Source organism: Streptomyces sp. NPDC056128 (assembly GCF_042263835.1).
Taxonomy (GTDB): Bacteria; Actinomycetota; Actinomycetes; order Streptomycetales; family Streptomycetaceae; genus Streptomyces.
On record NZ_JBHJVQ010000005.1, the window covers coordinates 356,986 to 372,910 of the forward strand.

Genomic DNA, 15,925 nt, shown 5'->3' on the forward strand with positions numbered 1-15,925 from the left:
GCCCGCCGGCCGGTCCGGTCAGGCCAGCTGCCGCCGGACCAGCTCGTGCAGCCGGCCGCCGGTGTCCGCGAGCAACTGGGCGGGCGGCCCCTGCTGGGCGACCTTCCCGTCCTCCATCACGATCACGCGGTCGGCGTCCAGCACCGTGGACAGCCGGTGCGCGATGACGATCCGGGTCGCGTTGAGCGCCTTGGTCGACTCGATCACGGTGCGCTGCGTCTCGTTGTCCAGGGCGCTGGTCGCCTCGTCGAAGAAGAGGATGCGCGGCCGGCGGATCAGCGCCTGCGCGATCATCAGCCGCTGCCGCTGGCCCCCGGAGACGGCACCGCTGCCCGAGACGATGGTGTGCAGGCCCATCGGCATCCGCTTGATGTCCTCCGCCAGCCCCGCCATCTCGGCCGCCGCCATCGCCTCCTCCGGCGTGTACGGCTCGGTACCGCAGATGACGTCCAGGATCGATCCGGTGAACGGCTGCGCGTGCTGGAGCACCACCCCGCACTGCCGCCGCACCGCCGACTGGTCGAGCGCGGCCAGGTCCTGTCCGTCGTACAGGACACTGCCCGACAGCGGCCGGTCGAAGCCGATGAGCAGCCGCAGCAGGGTCGACTTGCCGCAGCCGCTGGGGCCGACGACCGCCACGAACTCGCCCGGCTGCACCTCGAAGGACACGTCGTCCAGGACCAGCGGCCCGTCGTCGGTGTACCGGAACGACAGCCGCCGCGCCTCGATCCCGCCGGACAGCGGCCCCGGACGGGTGCTGGCGGTGCGCACCTCGGGTGCCGCGTCCAGCACCGGACGGATCTCCTCGAACAGCGGCAGCGCGGCCACCGCCGACACGAAGGAGCCGGTCAGCTGGGTGACCGAGGTCAGCAGCATCGTCACCGAGGCGTTGAAGGTCAGGAACTCCGCCGCCGACATCGAACCGCGCGCCGGACCCGCAAGGAGCATGAACATCAGCAGCGTGCACAGCGGCAGGTACACCGCGCCCAGCACCGCGTTGAGGTTCTTGATCCGTCCCGCCCGCTGCTGGAGCTCGCGGCTGTGCGCGAAGCGTTCCGCCCAGGCCGCGTAGGCGTAGTTCTCGGCGGCGGCCACCCGCAGCTTCGGCAGCCCGCGCAGGGTCTGGAACGCCTGGTTGTTCAGCTTGTTGGTGAGCTTGACCAGCCGCCGCTGCCAGCGCACCTGCCACAGCCCGAGCGCCAGGAAGACTCCGGCGACGACCACCAGCATGCCGATCGCCGCGAGCGCCATCGGCACGCTGTACCAGAGCAGCAGCCCCAGGTTCATCGCCCCGACGGTCACCGACTGCGCCACCGTCGGGCCGACGCCCGCCAGCAGTCTGCGGATCGCGCTGATGCCCATGGCGGCGCTCGCCAGTTCGCCGGTGGACCGCTCGGTGAAGAATTTCGTCGGCAGCCGCAGCAGCCTGTCCCACACGGCGGGCTGGAGGGTCGCCTCGATCCGGCCCTCGAGGCGCAGGATGGTGAGGTTCTGCATCAGCATGAAGGCCGCCGCGACGACGCTGCTCAGCATCACCGCGAGACACACCTGCACGATCAGCCCGGTCTGCGCCTTCGGCACGAACTCACCGAGCACCTTGCCGGTCGCGACCGGCACCAGCGCGCCGAGCGCCACCGTCACCAGACCGGCGAGCAGCAGACCGGTCAGATCACGGCGGGTGCCCTGGAGACAGAACCGCAGCAGCCGCAGCGGACTGAGCCGGCGTTCGGGCAGCGGCCGGTAGAACATCACCGCGCGCGGCTCGAACTCCTCGGCGTTCGCCTTCTCCACCGGGGTCTCCCGGCCGGTCCCCGGATGCACGGCCACATAGCCGCCGCGCCGCCACAGCAGCGCCACCGGCGCCCCCGACAGGGTGCGGTGCCCGACCAGCGGCCCCACGTCGTCCCGCCACCAGCCGTCCTCCAGCCGCACGCCGCGGGTGCGTACGCGCGAGGCCAGGGCGACGCGCTCCACCGGATCGAGCCGCTCGCTCTCGGTGCCGTTCTGCGCGGGCTCGGCGAGCGCGATGCCGGCGGCACCGGCGACCAGCCTGCATGCCGCGTACGTGGCGTCGGCGTCGGCGGCCGTGGTGCGCCCGGCCGACCGCTTGCCGATCGAGGCCAGCAGCGTCCGGTCGGCCTGCGCGCGCACCGCCTCACCGGCCTTGATGCCGGCCGCCGTCCGGGTCTCGTGGGTGCGTTCCAGTTGCTCGATCCAGCGGTCGAGCGTGGTCAGCAGCCGGTGCTGCTGGTCGACCAGGCTCTGCCACAGCGCCGGGTCCATCAGCAGGTCGGCGGCGGCCTCCTCGCCGTACAGCGCCCCGTACTGCACGCTGCCCGGCGGCACCTGCATCCAGAACACGTCGTCGTCGGTGGGCGCCGCCGCCCGCTCGGTGGCCATCGGCGCCTGGAAGAGCACGGTCAGTCCCCGGCCCACCCCCAGGGCGAGCGCGTACTCCAGCGGGCTCGTCGTCGGCGGCACGTACTGGGGGTTGCCGTACTCGTCGTACGACCAGGTCTGCGTGTCCGCCGGCTGGTACAGCTCGCGCAGCCCGATGCGGTGCACCACGCAGTCCCGCAGCGGGCGCGCGACCAGTGTGTGCTGCGGCCCGGCGACCGGCCCGAGCAGCACCGAGCCCGCCTCCAGCCGGCCGAGGTGGTGCCAGTGGCCCTGCTCCCCGGCGTCGACCGCGAACAGGTCGACCGCGCCGGACACCACCAGCCACAGCACCTGGGGGCCCTCCAGGTCGAGGCGGTTGAACCCGGCGCAGTCCACGCGGGTGCCCAGCGAGCCGAGCGCCCCGAGGACGAGGTCGCCCTGTCCTTCGTGCACGGTCGTCATCTCAGCGCTCCCTGACCAGTGCCGCGTAGGCGCCGCCGTGTGCCACCAGATCCTCGTGCCGGCCGCGCTCCACGACCGTGCCGTGCGCCAGGACGACGATCTCGTCGCTGTCCCGCACGGTGCTGAGCCGGTGCGCGATCACCACGCAGGCGCAGCCGCGCCGCCGCAGGTTGTCCATGACGACCTGTTCGGTCTCGGCGTCCAGCGCGCTGGTCACCTCGTCCAGGACGAGGATGCTCGGCCGGCGCACCAGCGCCCGCGCGATCTCCAGCCGCTGGCGCTGCCCGCCGGAGAAGTTGCGGCCGTCCTGCTCGACCGGGCTGTGGATGCCGCCCGGCCGGCGCATCACGACGTCGTACAGCGCGGCGTCCTTGAGCGCGTCCACCACCGCGGTGTCGGGGACCGACGGATCCCACAGGGCGATGTTGTCGCGGACGGAGCCCTCGAAGAGGAACACGTCCTGGTCGACGAAGGAGACGGAGGACGCCAGCGCCCCGCGCGGGATGTCCTCCAGCCGCTGCCCGTCGATGCGGATCACACCGTCCCAGGGGGCGTAGAGGCCCGAGATCAGCCGGGACACCGTGGACTTGCCGCTGCCCGAGCCGCCCACCAGGGCCACCTGCTGCCCCGGCCCGACGGTGAGGTCGAAGCCGGTGAGCAGGGGCTTGTCGAGCGGGTTGTAGCCGAAGGAGACGTTCTGCAGCTCGACCTGCCCGCGCAGCCGGCGGGTGGAGTCGGTGCCGCCGGGACGGTCGTAGAGCGGGTCGGTGCGGAAGTTCTCCACGTCCTTCAGCCGGGCCACGTCCGCCGCGAAGTCCTGGATACGGCCCGCGACACCGTTCAGCCGGGTCAGCGGGGCCGTGAAGCGGACCACCAGCGCCTGGAACGCGACCAGCAGACCGACCGAGATGTGCCCCTCGACCGCCCGCATGCCGCCGATCCACAGGATCAGCCCGCTGTTGAGCGTCGCCAGCGTCGGCGCGACCACGCCCAGCCAGGCACTCGGCACCCCGAGCCGCTGCTGCTCCTCCAGGGTGGTGGCGTGCTGCCCCGCCCACTTGCGGAAGTAGCCGTCCTCGCCGCCGGTCGCCTTCATCGTCTCGATCAGCTGGAGGCCGGTGTACGCGGTGTTGGTCAGCCGTGCGGTGTCCGCCCGCAGCTTCGCCGTACGGGTCGCGCGCAGCCGGATGACGATCCGCATCGCGAGGATGTTGAGCAGCGCCACGCCGATGCCGACGAAGGTGAGCTGGGGGTCGTACGTGTACAGCAGCACGGCGTACAGGACGACGACGATCGCGTCCACGCCCGCGGCGGCGAGGTCGCGGGCCAGCGTCTCGGCGACGGCGTCGTTGGACTGGAGCCGCTGTACCAGGTCGGCCGGGCTGCGCTGGGAGAAGAACGTCACCGGCAGCCGCAGCAGATGGCGCAGGAAGCGGGCGCTGGAGAGGGTGGAGGAGATGATGCGGCCGTGCAGCAGGTTGGCCTGCTGGAGCCAGGTCAGCACCACCGTGAGCAGCACGCAGGCGCCCATCGACGCGAACAGCACGCCGAGCAGCGAGGTCTGCCCCCCGATCAGGAACATGTCGATGTAGGTGCGGCTGAGCGCGGGCACCGCCGCCCCGACCGCAACCAGCAGCAGGCTGGCCAGCACGGCGGCGGGAAGCGTGCCCGCGGTGCCGCGCAGCCGGGCGGGCATCGCGCCGAGCACGCCGGGCTTGCGGCCGCCCCGGGTGAAGTCCTCGCCGGGCTCCATGGTCAGCACGACCCCGGTGAAGGACCCGTCGAAGTCCTCCAGGGAGACGAAGCGGCGGCCCTTGCCCGGGTCGTTGATGAACACCCCGCGCCGGCCGAAGCGGCGCCCGATGCCGTCGTAGACGACGTAGTGGTTGAACTCCCAGAACAGGATGGCCGGCGTCGTCACCTCGGCGAGGGCGGCCAGGTCCATCTGCATGCCCTTGGCCGTCAGACCGTAACCGCGCGCCGCCTTCAGCAGGTTGCTGGCGCGCGAGCCGTCGCGGGAGACACCGCAGGCGATGCGCAGCTCCTCCAGCGGGACGTGCCGGCCGTAGTGGCCGAGCACCATCGCGAGGGAGGCGGCGCCGCACTCGACGGCCTCCATCTGGAGGACGGTGGGGGTGCGGACGGTCTTCGCGCTGCTCCTGGGCGTGCCGCGCCTGGGCGGGGCGGCCCGGCGTCGGCCCCGGGTCTCCTGTGCGGTGCTCACGGCAGCAGCCAATCGACGGGACGCTGGTCGGCGAGCCGGATGGAACCGGTGGCCATGGTCATGGAGGTCAGCTCGAACGGCGGCCCGTCGGCGGACGACCACGCGTAGCCGCTCTTCGTGGACTTGGAGGTGTCCAGCCGGACCGTCACCGCCACCGGCCTGCCGTCCTCGGTGAACTGCTCGCCGAGCTGGCTGTCCCCGAGGAACGCGGAGATGGTCTGCGCCGACTGCGCGGAGCGGTCCACCGACTTCACCTTTCCGTGCAGGACGCCGTACTGCTGGGTCGGCACCGACTGGACGGTCAGGTCGACGGAGGCGTGTGCGGGGATCGCGGCGGCCTTCTCGGCGGGTACGTAGACGGTGGCGTAGAGCGGATCGCCGGGGTCGGCGACCTTCTCTACGGAGGCGACGTTGGCGCCGGTCCGGATGATCTGCCCGACGGTCGCCGCGAGGGCGCTGACCCGTCCGGCGTCGACGGCGCGGACCACGCTCTCGCCGTCGGCGGTACGCACCTTCAGCACGGGGGAGTCGACGGCCAGCCGCTGACCCGGGCGCGCGAGGACCGCCGTGACCTGCCCCGAGACGGGGCTCTGCAGGAGGTAACTGCCCTGCCCGTGGGTGAGGATGGCGGGTGCGCCGACGGTGGAGGTCACCGAGCCGCCCACCGCCCACACGGACGCGGCGGCCATCGCGACCACGGTCACGGACAGCACCAGCCAGCCCTGCGGGCGGGCGAAACGCACCGGAAGGTCTAGTTCCTCCGGTGACTGGAGCTTGGAGAGGGCCTGCTGGCGGAACTGCACGACTGAACGTTTCCCGGGCTGTCGAAGAACGGCCGAAAAGTCCCGGAGCCTGGGTGGCTCCGGGACTCAGCGGCACAGGGGCGCGATCAGAGACCGGCGACCAGGCCGGTGACCGGGGCGGTGTTCAGGCCGGTGACACCCTCGACGGTGCCGACGGCCGTGTTGACCAGACCGGAAACCGGGGCAATGCCGTCCACCAGGCCGGTGACGGTGCCGACGGCGTTCACGTTCAGGCCGCCGGAGACGTTGTCGAGGTCCGCGTCCGAGATCTCGACGGTCTCAACCTGGGGGGTGGAGTTCATGATGGAACTTCCCTTCGTATAGCCATTTCACAAGGGGGGAGCGGCCCCCTCTGGGGACAGATGACGGCCGCGACCGCGGGTGCCGGACGCCCGTTTCCGGAGCGTCCGCGGCTCCCGCGGTGCGATGGATCAAAGCACGCGGCCGGTCCGGGCTTCCAATCACTCACCCCCTCCCACCAGGGCTCTTGCGACCAAGGGGCACCCAAAGGTGCAGGCGCGCGCACGGCTTCGCGGCCACTTCTTCACACCGCGGGCGACATCGGCCCGCGCGACCCCTTGCCCGCACCGGGCCGATTGGGACACTCCCGCCCCAAACGCGTACGGGGCACCGCGCGGTTGTGCAGATCCCCCAACCGGGGTGACCGGGTTGAGCATTCGATGTGCAGATTCGCTGAAGCAGGGATTCCGCTCCGCGATCGGCACCGTGCGTGTCCGCTCGAGCGCGGAGGGTGCCGATCAGGCCGGATCGGAGCGCCCGGCTGAACACCCCGCCGGGTCCGTGCGTACCAACTGCCGTCCGGGCGCCCCCCAACAGCTGCCGGACCGCGGCACCGTCCCGGTCCCAGGAGGTCGAGTAGGTTGAGTCACAAGCGAATTCCGAAGCGCAGGGCCGCGATGGCGGCGGGCGGTGTGGTGGCGCTCGGCGCGGCCGCCATCCTGCTCCCGAACGCCAACGCCTCGCAGGACGGCGGGTCTTCGGACGCCGCGGCGGCGCCGAGGACCCTCAAGGCGGCGGACGCGTCGGATCTCGCCTCGCAACTCGCCGGGATGCTGGGCGACGCCTTCGCCGGCTCGTACTACGACACCGGCGAGCAGCAGCTCGTGGTGAACGTCGTACCCGGTGACAACAACCAGGTCATCGTGGAGGCGAAGAAGGCGGGCGCGGACGTCCGCGAGGTCGACAACAGCATGGGCGAGCTGCGCGGCGGCGCGACGACGCTGAAGTCCGAGGCGACCATCCCCGGCACCTCCTGGGCGATCGACCCCCGCACCAACAAGATCCTGGTGACCGCCGACTCCACCGTCACCGGCGAGAAGTGGGACAAGCTGGAGTCCACCGTCCAGGGCCTCGGCTCCGGCATGGCCACCCTGGAGAAGTCCGCCGGCACCTTCCGGACCTTCGCGTCGGGCGGCGACGCCATCTTCGGCGGCGGCGCGCGCTGCTCCCTCGGCTTCAACGTCACCGCCGGGGACGGCTCCCCGGCCTTCCTGACGGCCGGTCACTGCGGGGTCGCCACCGAGCAGTGGTCCGACGCCCAGGACGGGGCGCCGATCGGCACCGTCGACCAGGCGGTCTTCCCGGGCGAGGGCGACTTCGCGCTCGTCAAGTACGACGACCCGGCGACCGAGGCGCCGAGCGAGGTCAATCTCGGCGACCAGACCCTCGCGATCGGCCAGGCCGCCGAGGCGACGGTCGGTCAGCAGGTCTTCCGCATGGGCAGCACGACCGGACTGGCGGACGGTCAGGTCCTCGGCCTGGACGCCACCGTCAACTACCCCGAGGGCACGGTCACGGGCCTCATACAGACCGACGTCTGCGCCGAGCCCGGCGACAGCGGCGGCTCCCTGTTCACCCAGGACGGACAGGCGATCGGCCTGACCTCCGGCGGCAGCGGTGACTGCACCGTCGGCGGCGAGACCTTCTTCCAGCCGGTCACCACCGCCCTGGAGGCGGTCGGCGCCACCCTCGGCGGCGACGCGGCGGGAGGCGCGGGCGACCAGGCCGGCGGCGAGGAGGCCGGCGGCGAGGAAGCCGGGGGCGGCGACGCCGTCGGCGGTGAGGAGGCCGGGGGCGAGCAGGCCGGTGGCGAGCAGGCCGGTGGTGACGCGGGCGCCGGCGACGCGGGCGACGGTACCGGCACCGGCGTCGGCGGCTCCGACGACGGAACGGGCGTCGGCGCCGAGGACGGCTCCGGCCTGACCGGCTGACCGCACACCGACGGGCGGTCCGGACCCCGGCGGGAGGACCGGACCGCCCCTTCTTGTCTCTTCGGTCCTCTGATCGCCGCTACCCGGGCCGTAGGGGCTGCGCGGATGTCCTATAAGCGCTGTAATGGCGAGGTGGTCGGACAGGGCGCTGCGGAACGCGGATCGAGGACGCTGCGTGCCGAGGGTGCCCTGAAGGCGATCGCGTCCGGCCCGGAGCAGGAGGAGCGGCCCCGCCGGATCCTCGAACAGGCGCTGGTCTTCGCGGGCGCCTCCCTCGCCGCCCTCTACACGCCCGGCGACGACCGCGAACTGCTCTGCCTGTCCGCCTCGGTCGGTGTGCCGCGGACCCTGTACGGAGTACGCGACAGCTACCCGGCGTCCGGCGGCTCCCCGGTCGCCGACGCCCACCGCGGCGGCGAGGCGGTGTGGATCGGCCCCGAGGAGTTCGCCGGATCCGCCGAGTCGCGGCACGTGCCGTCCAGCGGCTTCTCCCTCGCCACCCTGCCGGTGCGCGGGAACGGCGGCGGCTGCCTGCTCGCCCTGACCGAGCGCCCCGACGGATTCGACGCGGAGGACCGGGCCTGCCTCGAACTGGTCGCCGAGGCACTGACCTGCCCCGCCCCGGCCGAGGCCGAGGAGGACGAGGAGCTGCGGCCGGAGTCCTTCAGCCTCGCGATGGACACCGGCCGCGTCGAGGTCGGCGACGACATCCTGCGCCTGTTCGGGCTCGCCCCCGGCGAGTTCGACGGCAAGGTGGAGACGCTGCTCGGCCTCACCGTGCCGGAGGACCTGCCGTCCCTGATGTCGGTGACCGAGTCCGACCACATGACCATCGGCGACCGCGAGCTGGAGTTCCGGGTGCTGCAACCGGCCGGCCCGCCGAAGTGGCTCCGGCTGAGCGGACGCCTGCTGCCCGGCGGCGAGGGGCGTCCGACCCGCCTGGTCGGCACCGTCGCCGACGCCTCCACCCTGCGCCCGGACGTGACCGACGTGGCCCGCGTGCAGCGGCTCGCCGCCGCGCTGGCCACCGCCGGCACCGTCCGCGACGTCGGCCAGGCCGTGGTCGCCGCCCTGCGCAGACCGCTGCGCGCCGACCGGATCGCCCTGGCCGAGCTGGAGAACGACCGGTTCGTCGTCACCGTCCTGGACCCGCCCGAACCCGAGTCCTGGCCCGAGCTGTGGCGGCTGGAGTGGCGCACCGAGTGGCCGGACGCGCCGGTCCGGGCCATGCCCACCCTCGCCGCCGCGCTGCGCGAGGGACGCGCCCGGATCTGGCCCGCCGGCACCGGCGACCTGGAACCCGCCCTCGCCGACGTCGGCCCCGGCGGCCTCGCCGTACTGCCGCTGCCCGCCGCCGGCCGCATGGCCGGCGCCTGTCTGATCGGCTGGGACACCCCGCACGACTTCGGCCCCGACGAACGCGCCCTGCTCACCGCCTCCGCCGGCCTCGCCGGACAGGCCCTGACCCGCGCCCGCGCCTTCGACGCCGAACACGAACTCGTCGGCATGCTCCAGCGCCAGCTGCTGCCGCGCCGCCTGCCGAAACTGCCCGGCGCGGTCGCCGTCGCCCGCTACCTGCCCAGCACGGCCGGGCTCGAGCTGGGAGGCGACTGGTACGACGTCATCCCGCTGCCCGACCACCACGTCGCCCTCGTGATCGGCGACGTCCAGGGCCACAGCGCCGGCGCGGCCACCCTGATGGGCCAGATGCGCACCGCCCTGCGCGCCTACGCCGTCGAGGGCCACCCGCCCGACGTCGTGGTCTCCCGCGCCAACCGGCTGCTGACGGGAATGGAGACCGACCTCTTCGCCACCTGCGTCTACGTCGACCTCGACATGGAGGAGGGCTCCGCCTGGTGCGTCCGGGCCGGACATCTGCCGCCGGTGCTGCGCCACCCCGACGGCAGCACGGACATCGCCGAGGTGCCGGGCGGCCCACCGCTCGGCGTGGTGACGCAGGCCGCCTTCCCGATGAGCCCGCTGCGGCTGCGGCCCGGCACGCTGATCGCCCTCACCACCGACGGTCTCGTGGAGTCCCCCGACGCCGACATCGACGAGGGCATGGACCGGTTCGCGCACGCGCTGGCCGCGTCGGACCCCGCCCACCTCGGACTCGTCGCCGACGCGCTGCTCGGCAACGCCCGCCGCAGCGACGACGTCGCCCTGCTCCTGGTGCGCTACGACGGCATGGACCTGCGCCCGCTGCGGGAGAGCTGGTCCGTGTGGCGGCTGCCGGAGGCCGTGCGGCACGCCCGCCGCTTCACCCGGCGCACCCTGCGCTCCTGGGGCGTACCGGACGACGGCATCGACGCGGTGCTCCTGATCGTCTCTGAGCTGGTCACCAACGCCCTGGTGCACACCGACGGCCGGGTCCGGCTCGACCTCGCCCTGATCGGCGGCCGGATGCGGGTGGCGGTCGCCGACGCCTCACCGCGTACGCCGGTCAAGCCGACCAGCATCGGCTGGGAGGCCACGGGCGGGCGCGGCATCCTCCTGGTCGAGGCGATGTCGGCGGCGTGGGGGACGCTGCCGGTCGGCGGGGGCAAGCTGGTCTGGAGCGAGATCCCGCTGAACCCGTGAGCGTCCCCGGCCGGTTCAGCCGAGCCGCTTCAGCAGCTCCTCGGCGAGCGGGGCGGCGGACGCCGGGTTCTGGCCGGTGACCAGGTTCCGGTCGGCGACCAGGTGCGGGGCCCACGGCTCGGCCGCGCGCACGGCGATCCCGGCCTGGCGGAGCCGGTCCTCCAGCAGCCACGAGGCCCGCTCCGCGAGACCGCCCTGGGTCTCCTCCTCGTTGGTGAACGCGGTCACCTCCCGGCCCGCGAAGGCATTGGCCCCCTCGGCGTCCACGGCGGCCAGCAGCGCGGCCGGGCCGTGGCAGACCACCCCGAGCAGGGTCCCGGCACCCAGCGCCTCGGTCAGCAGCCGGCCGGAGTCGGCGTCGACGGCCAGGTCCTCCATGGGACCGTGGCCGCCGGGGTAGAACACCGCCGCGTAGTCCCGCAGCCGGACGTCGGACAGGCTCACCGGGTGCCGCAGCTCCGTGAAGCCCTCCAGCGCGCGGGCGATCCGGTCGGCGTTCTCCTGGCCGCCGTTGACCTCGGGGGCCAGCGACGCCCGGTCGACGGGCGGCACGACCCCGCCCGGCGTGGCCACGACGACCTCGTGACCGGCGGCCGTGAACGCCTCGTACGGGGCGACGGCCTCCTCCGCCCAGAAGCCCGTCGGGTGCCGGGTGCCGTCGGCCAGCGTCCAGTGGTCGGCGCCGGTGAGGACAAAGAGGATCTTCGACATGTGGGTCTCCCGGAAGGACGGGCCGCGATCCGTCGTACGCGGCGCTGCGTCCGAAACTAGGACCCGAGCACTACGTATCGCCAATGCCACGGCCGATGAGAGCCATAGGAATCCGTATGGCAGCGTCCTGCCGTACCGCCGTAGGGTTCAGGGGTGCGACACAGCGACCCCTCGGCGGACCCCGCCGGCGCCACGACCCCGGCCGCCGCGCCGCCCGACCTCAACCTGCTGCGGACCTTCCTCGCGGTCCACCGCTCCGGGTCCTTCACGGCCGCGGCCCAGCTCCTCGGCCTGTCCCAGCCGACCGTCACCACACAGATCCGCGCCCTGGAGCGGCAGACCGGCCGCGAACTGTTCGAACGACTGCCGCGCGGAGTCGCCCCCACCGCGGTGGCCGACGAACTCGCCGCGCGTGTCGCCGCGCCCCTCGACGCGCTCGCGGCGGCCGCCGGGCACGACCCGACCGGCCGCACCCGGCCCGGTCCGGTCCACCTGGCCGGACCCGCCGAACTGCTCTCCACCCGCGCCCTGCCCGCGCTCTCCGGCCTGGTCGCCGACGGCGTACGGCTGCGGGTGGGGCCCGGTCTGACCGACCCGCTCCTCGACGAACTGCGGGCCGGTCGGCACGACCTGGTGATCGCCACGAGCCGCCCGCGCGGCCGCGGTCTGTCCGCGGTGCCCCTGGCGGACGAGGAGTTCGTCCTGGTCGCCGCCCCGGCCCTGGCCGACCGGCTGCGGCCCGCCCTCGCCGCCGAGGGCCCCGGTGCCCTGCACGAGGTCCCCCTGATCAGCTATGCCGAGGACCTCCCGATCGTCCGCCGCTACTGGCGGCACGTCTTCGGCCGGCGCCTGACCTGCCGGGCCGCCGTCTCCGTCCCCGACCTGCGGGCCGTCGTCGCCATGGTCGCCGCCGGCGCCGGGTTCAGCGTCCTGCCGCGGTACCTGTGCGCCGCCGAACTGGACTCCGGCGCGCTCGCCCTGCTCGACGAACCCGAGGACGCGCCGATCAACACCGCCTACCTGGTGCACCGCCCCGGCGCCTTCGACAACCCGCACGTGCCCCTCGTCCGCGACCACCTGCTGCACGCCGCACGCGCGTGGTGACCCGCGCCACACCGGGCCGGGAGCGGCCGTGTGGCCCGTGCGCCCGGTGTTTCGCGGTGGCGTGCCCGGGGACCCGAAGGAGGTAGACAACGGACACAAGGAGGATGAAACCCCGTGAGAACGGACACCAGCGAGCACACCGTCGTCCGGAGGCCGGAGACGGGCTGGTCGAAGGCCCGCCGGCTGCGCGCCAGAGGTGCCATGCGCACCTGCATACCCGCCGTCGAGGACCGCGGAGTTCCCCGCGCACCGCGAACGGGCCAGGAGTCGAACATCGTGCGGGGCGAGGACTGAGACCGCCCGGCAGCGGACCACACGGGACACGTGGGTAACGTCGGTACCGTCCCGCACCGCCTCCCGACCGCAGCAAGGCACCGTTCATGCACCTCCTGGTCACCGGCGCCGCCGGCTTCATCGGCTCCCGGTACGTCCGGACGCTCCTCGCCTCCGACGCTCCCGGAGCGCCGCACATCACGGTGCTGGACGGCCTCACCTACGCGGGCACGCTCACCAACCTCGAAGTGGGCCACCCCCGGCTGCGCTTCGTGCACGGGGACATCCGTGACGCCGGACTCGTCGACAAGCTGATGGCCGACACCGACCAAGTGGTGCACTTCGCCGCCGAGTCCCACGTGGACCGCTCGATCGACGCCGCCGCGGACTTCGTCCTCACCAACGTGGTCGGCACCCAGACCCTGCTGGACGCGGCCCTGCGGCACGGCGTGGGCCCCTTCGTGCACGTCTCCACCGACGAGGTCTACGGCTCCGTGGACACCGGGTCGGCGACCGAGGAGCACCCGCTGCGGCCCAGCTCCCCCTACTCCGCCTCGAAGGCCTCGGGCGACCTGCTGGCCCTCTCGTACCACCGCACCCACGGCCTGGACGTACGGGTGACCCGGTGCTCCAACAACTACGGCCCGCACCAGTTCCCCGAGAAGATCGTGCCGCTGTTCGTCACCCGCCTCCTGGACGGGCTGAGCGTGCCCCTCTACGGCGACGGGCGCCACGTACGCGACTGGCTGCACGTCGACGACCACTGCCGGGGCGTCGACCTGGTGCGGACCCGGGGCCGGGCCGGCGAGGTCTACAACATCGGCGGCGGCACCGAGCTGAGCAACCGCGACCTTACCGGCCTGCTCCTCGACGCCTGCGGCGCCGGCTGGGACCGGGTCGTGCACGTCGAGGACCGCAAGGGGCACGACCTGCGCTACTCGGTCGACTGGGGCAAGGCCCGCGACGAGCTGGGCTACCGTCCCCGCCGGGACCTCACGGCCGGGCTGGCCGGGACCGTCGCCTGGTACCGGGACAACCGGGCCTGGTGGGAGCCGCTCAAGCGGCGCGTCGGCGCGGAGTGAGGTGCCGAGGGGCCGGGGGGCTCAGTGGCTCTTGGCCAGCAGCTCCAGGATCTCCGCCGTCGTGCCCGTCTCCCCGAGCCGCGGGAAGATCCGCTCGACGCTGTTGCGGTGCGCCTCCGCGTTCATGTCGCTCATCGCGTCGGTGGCGAGCGTGACGTGGTAGCCGTGCTCGTGGGCGGCGCGGGCCGTGGACTCCACGCCGATGCTGGTGGCGATGCCGGTCAGCACGATCTGGGTGACCCCGCGGCGGCGCAGCTGGACGTCGAGGCCGGTGCCGTGGAAGGCGCCCCAGTTGCGCTTGGTGACGGTGAGGTCGCCGGGGTGGCCGGCCAGCTCGTCGACGACGACGTCCCAGCCCTCGGGCCGGGCCCCGCCGGGTCCGGTCTCCGTGCGGCCGGGCACGGCGTCCGCCCCGTCGGCGGCGAAGGAGACCCGGACCAGGACCACGGGCAGGTCCCGGGCGCGGAACGCGTCCGCCAGCTCGACGCTCCGGGCGACGACGTCGGCCCCGCCGAAGGGCTCGGTCGGTGCGGCGACGATGCCCGCCTGGAGGTCGATCACGACGAGGGCGGTGCGGGGGTCGAGGGTGGTGACGGCCATCAGGGGGTGCCTTTCGGATGGTTCGCGGAACGCCGGAGACCTTTCGCCTCCCTACCGGCACGCTAATTTCTACAGCTAAGACTGTCCAGTTAAGACTGCACAGTTTTACCTGTTGATTGCTACCCTGGACCCGTGCGTCTGCTCCTCATGTCCGACACCCACCTGCCCAAGCGGGCGAGGGAACTGCCGGCGCCCCTGCTGGCGGAGATCCCGCGCGCCGACGTCGTGCTGCACGCGGGGGACTGGGTCGACACGGCCACCCTCGACCTGCTGGAGAGCCGTAGCCACCGACTCGTCGCGGTGTACGGCAACAACGACGGACCGGGACTGCGCGCCCGCCTCCCCGAGGTGGCGTACGCCGACCTCGGCGGCCTGCGCTTCGGAGTCGTCCACGAGACGGGCGCGGCCCAGGGACGCGAGGCCCGCTGCGCCGCCCGCTTCCCCGGCCTCGACGTCCTCGTCTTCGGGCACAGCCACATCCCGTGGGACACCACCGCGCCCGGCGGCCCGCGCCTGCTGAACCCGGGCTCGCCGACGGACCGGCGCCGCCAGCCGTACTGCACCTACATGACGGCCTCGGTCGCCGACGGCCGGCTCGCGGAGGTGGAACTGCACAGGCTGCCCCGGCGCTGAGCCGTGGCGCGGGCGGCTACGTCCGTCCCAGGAGCAGCGTGCCCACGCTCCCGAGGACCGCGCACCATCCCAGCAGGCAGCAGGCGAGCAAACGCCGCCGCAGCGCCCGGTACCGCTCCTCGTACTCCCCGCGCAGTCGCCCGGCGCGTTCGGCCGTGCGCTGCCAGGAGGCACGGGTGAGCGCGAGGTACTCGGCCTCGAAGCGGTCCTCCACCTGCCGGAGCTGATGCCCCGTCAGCAGGTCGAGGGAGGCGGAGAAACGGGCGGCGGCCGTCCGCCCCTCCTCGCGGGTGGCGGCCACCAGCAGGTGCCCCTCGATCTCGTTGATGAGCGCCCGGGCGGCCGTCGGGCGCACGTCCCCGCCGGTCACCGGAGCGTCAGCTCCCGCTCCGCGCCGGCGGTGGGGGAGTGGTGCAGGTCGAAGGCGGGCGACTCGCTGCGGATGCGCGGCAGGGCGCGGAAGTTGTGCCGCGGCGGCGGGCAGGAGGTCGCCCACTCCAGCGAACGGCCGTAACCCCACGGGTCGTCCACCTCGACCGGCTTGCCGTACTTGGCCGTCTTCCAGACGTTGTAGAAGAACGGCAGGAGCGACATGCCGAGCAGGAAGGAGAAGACGCTGGAGACGGTGTTCAGCGGCGTCAGGCCCTCCACCGCCAGATAGTCCGGGATCCGGCGCTGCATGCCGTTCGCGCCCAGCCAGTGCTGGACCAGGAACGTGCCGTGGAAGCCGACGAAGAGCGTCCAGAAGGTGATCTTGCCCAGGCGCTCGTCCAGCAGCTTGCCGGTGAACTTCGGCCACCAGAAGTGGAAGCCCGCGAACATCGCGAACACCACCGTGCCGAA

14 protein-coding genes are annotated in these 15,925 nt (G+C 73.2%); 6 read left to right on the plus strand and 8 right to left on the minus strand.

What is annotated here, in order from left to right; genetic code table 11:
- Positions 1-18 precede the first annotated feature (18 nt).
- From ACFC1X_RS14690 to ACFC1X_RS14705, 4 genes are all read right to left on the minus strand, one after another.
- On the minus strand, positions 19-2,841 hold the full coding sequence (locus ACFC1X_RS14690) for an NHLP bacteriocin export ABC transporter permease/ATPase subunit (protein ID WP_376353005.1): 2,823 nt from the start codon (positions 2,839-2,841) through the stop codon (positions 19-21).
- A gap of 1 nt (position 2,842) precedes the next feature.
- Entirely contained in the window at positions 2,843-5,065 is a 2,223-nt protein-coding gene (locus ACFC1X_RS14695) for an NHLP family bacteriocin export ABC transporter peptidase/permease/ATPase subunit (protein ID WP_376353008.1), read from the minus strand.
- A complete protein-coding gene (locus ACFC1X_RS14700) occupies positions 5,062-5,868 on the minus strand; it encodes an HlyD family efflux transporter periplasmic adaptor subunit (RefSeq protein ID WP_376353011.1) in 807 nt (268 codons plus the stop codon). Before ACFC1X_RS14700 ends, ACFC1X_RS14695 begins: the two co-directional genes overlap by 4 nt.
- An 86-nt stretch (positions 5,869-5,954) precedes the next feature.
- Positions 5,955-6,170, minus strand: a complete 216-nt coding sequence (locus ACFC1X_RS14705) for a type A2 lantipeptide (protein WP_376353014.1) — start codon at positions 6,168-6,170, stop codon at positions 5,955-5,957.
- A 579-nt stretch (positions 6,171-6,749) separates the two neighbouring features.
- Here ACFC1X_RS14705 and ACFC1X_RS14710 point away from each other — a divergent pair.
- Both ACFC1X_RS14710 and ACFC1X_RS14715 read left to right on the plus strand, forming a co-directional pair.
- The gene (locus ACFC1X_RS14710; RefSeq protein ID WP_376353017.1) at positions 6,750-8,099 is read left to right on the plus strand and encodes a S1 family peptidase; all 1,350 of its coding nucleotides are present in this window, start codon (positions 6,750-6,752) and stop codon (positions 8,097-8,099) included.
- A 105-nt stretch (positions 8,100-8,204) separates the two neighbouring features.
- Positions 8,205-10,679 carry a SpoIIE family protein phosphatase gene (locus ACFC1X_RS14715; protein ID WP_376353020.1) on the plus strand — a complete coding sequence of 825 codons (2,475 nt, stop codon included), beginning with the start codon at positions 8,205-8,207 and terminating at the stop codon, positions 10,677-10,679.
- A 15-nt stretch (positions 10,680-10,694) separates the two neighbouring features.
- Here the strand turns inward: ACFC1X_RS14715 and ACFC1X_RS14720 are convergent, their stop codons facing one another.
- Positions 10,695-11,390, minus strand: coding sequence for a type 1 glutamine amidotransferase domain-containing protein (locus ACFC1X_RS14720; protein ID WP_376353022.1), 696 nt, complete (start codon positions 11,388-11,390; stop codon positions 10,695-10,697).
- Positions 11,391-11,543: 153 nt separating this feature from the next.
- Here ACFC1X_RS14720 and ACFC1X_RS14725 point away from each other — a divergent pair, with 153 nt between their 5' ends.
- From ACFC1X_RS14725 to rfbB, 3 genes are all read left to right on the plus strand, one after another.
- Positions 11,544-12,494, plus strand: a complete 951-nt coding sequence (locus ACFC1X_RS14725) for a LysR family transcriptional regulator (RefSeq protein WP_376353025.1) — start codon at positions 11,544-11,546, stop codon at positions 12,492-12,494.
- Positions 12,495-12,608: 114 nt separating this feature from the next.
- Positions 12,609-12,788 carry a hypothetical protein gene (locus tag ACFC1X_RS14730; protein WP_376353028.1) on the plus strand — a complete coding sequence of 60 codons (180 nt, stop codon included), beginning with the start codon at positions 12,609-12,611 and terminating at the stop codon, positions 12,786-12,788.
- Positions 12,789-12,874: 86 nt separating this feature from the next.
- Entirely contained in the window at positions 12,875-13,849 is a 975-nt protein-coding gene (gene rfbB, locus ACFC1X_RS14735; RefSeq protein WP_376353031.1) for a dTDP-glucose 4,6-dehydratase, read from the plus strand.
- 21 nt (positions 13,850-13,870) lie between these two features.
- Here the strand turns inward: rfbB and ACFC1X_RS14740 are convergent, their stop codons facing one another.
- Positions 13,871-14,449: a hydrolase gene (locus ACFC1X_RS14740; protein WP_376353034.1), complete on the minus strand. Its 579-nt coding sequence runs from the start codon at positions 14,447-14,449 to the stop codon at positions 13,871-13,873.
- Positions 14,450-14,581: 132 nt separating this feature from the next.
- Between ACFC1X_RS14740 and ACFC1X_RS14745 the strand changes: the two genes are divergently transcribed.
- Entirely contained in the window at positions 14,582-15,082 is a 501-nt protein-coding gene (locus tag ACFC1X_RS14745) for a metallophosphoesterase family protein (RefSeq protein WP_376353037.1), read from the plus strand.
- A gap of 16 nt (positions 15,083-15,098) precedes the next feature.
- Here ACFC1X_RS14745 and ACFC1X_RS14750 read toward each other — a convergent pair whose 3' ends face one another.
- Positions 15,099-15,452 (minus strand): hypothetical protein, encoded by a 354-nt coding sequence (locus tag ACFC1X_RS14750; protein ID WP_376353040.1) that lies wholly within the window; start codon positions 15,450-15,452, stop codon positions 15,099-15,101.
- Positions 15,449-15,925, minus strand: a 477-nt coding sequence (locus ACFC1X_RS14755) for a cbb3-type cytochrome c oxidase subunit I (protein ID WP_376353043.1), incomplete at its 5' end; no start/stop codon positions are given. The genes ACFC1X_RS14755 and ACFC1X_RS14750, both read right to left, overlap by 4 nt.

Coding starts and splice junctions, on each gene's coding strand:
- rfbB (WP_376353031.1), top strand. CDS start 12,875: ATGCACCTCCTGGTCACCGGCGCCGCCGGCTTCATCGGCTCCCGGTAC.
- ACFC1X_RS14705 (WP_376353014.1), bottom strand. CDS start 6,170: ATGAACTCCACCCCCCAGGTTGAGACCGTCGAGATCTCGGACGCGGAC.
- ACFC1X_RS14690 (WP_376353005.1), bottom strand. CDS start 2,841: ATGACGACCGTGCACGAAGGACAGGGCGACCTCGTCCTCGGGGCGCTC.
- ACFC1X_RS14740 (WP_376353034.1), bottom strand. CDS start 14,449: ATGGCCGTCACCACCCTCGACCCCCGCACCGCCCTCGTCGTGATCGAC.
- ACFC1X_RS14715 (WP_376353020.1), top strand. CDS start 8,205: ATGTCCTATAAGCGCTGTAATGGCGAGGTGGTCGGACAGGGCGCTGCG.
- ACFC1X_RS14720 (WP_376353022.1), bottom strand. CDS start 11,390: ATGTCGAAGATCCTCTTTGTCCTCACCGGCGCCGACCACTGGACGCTG.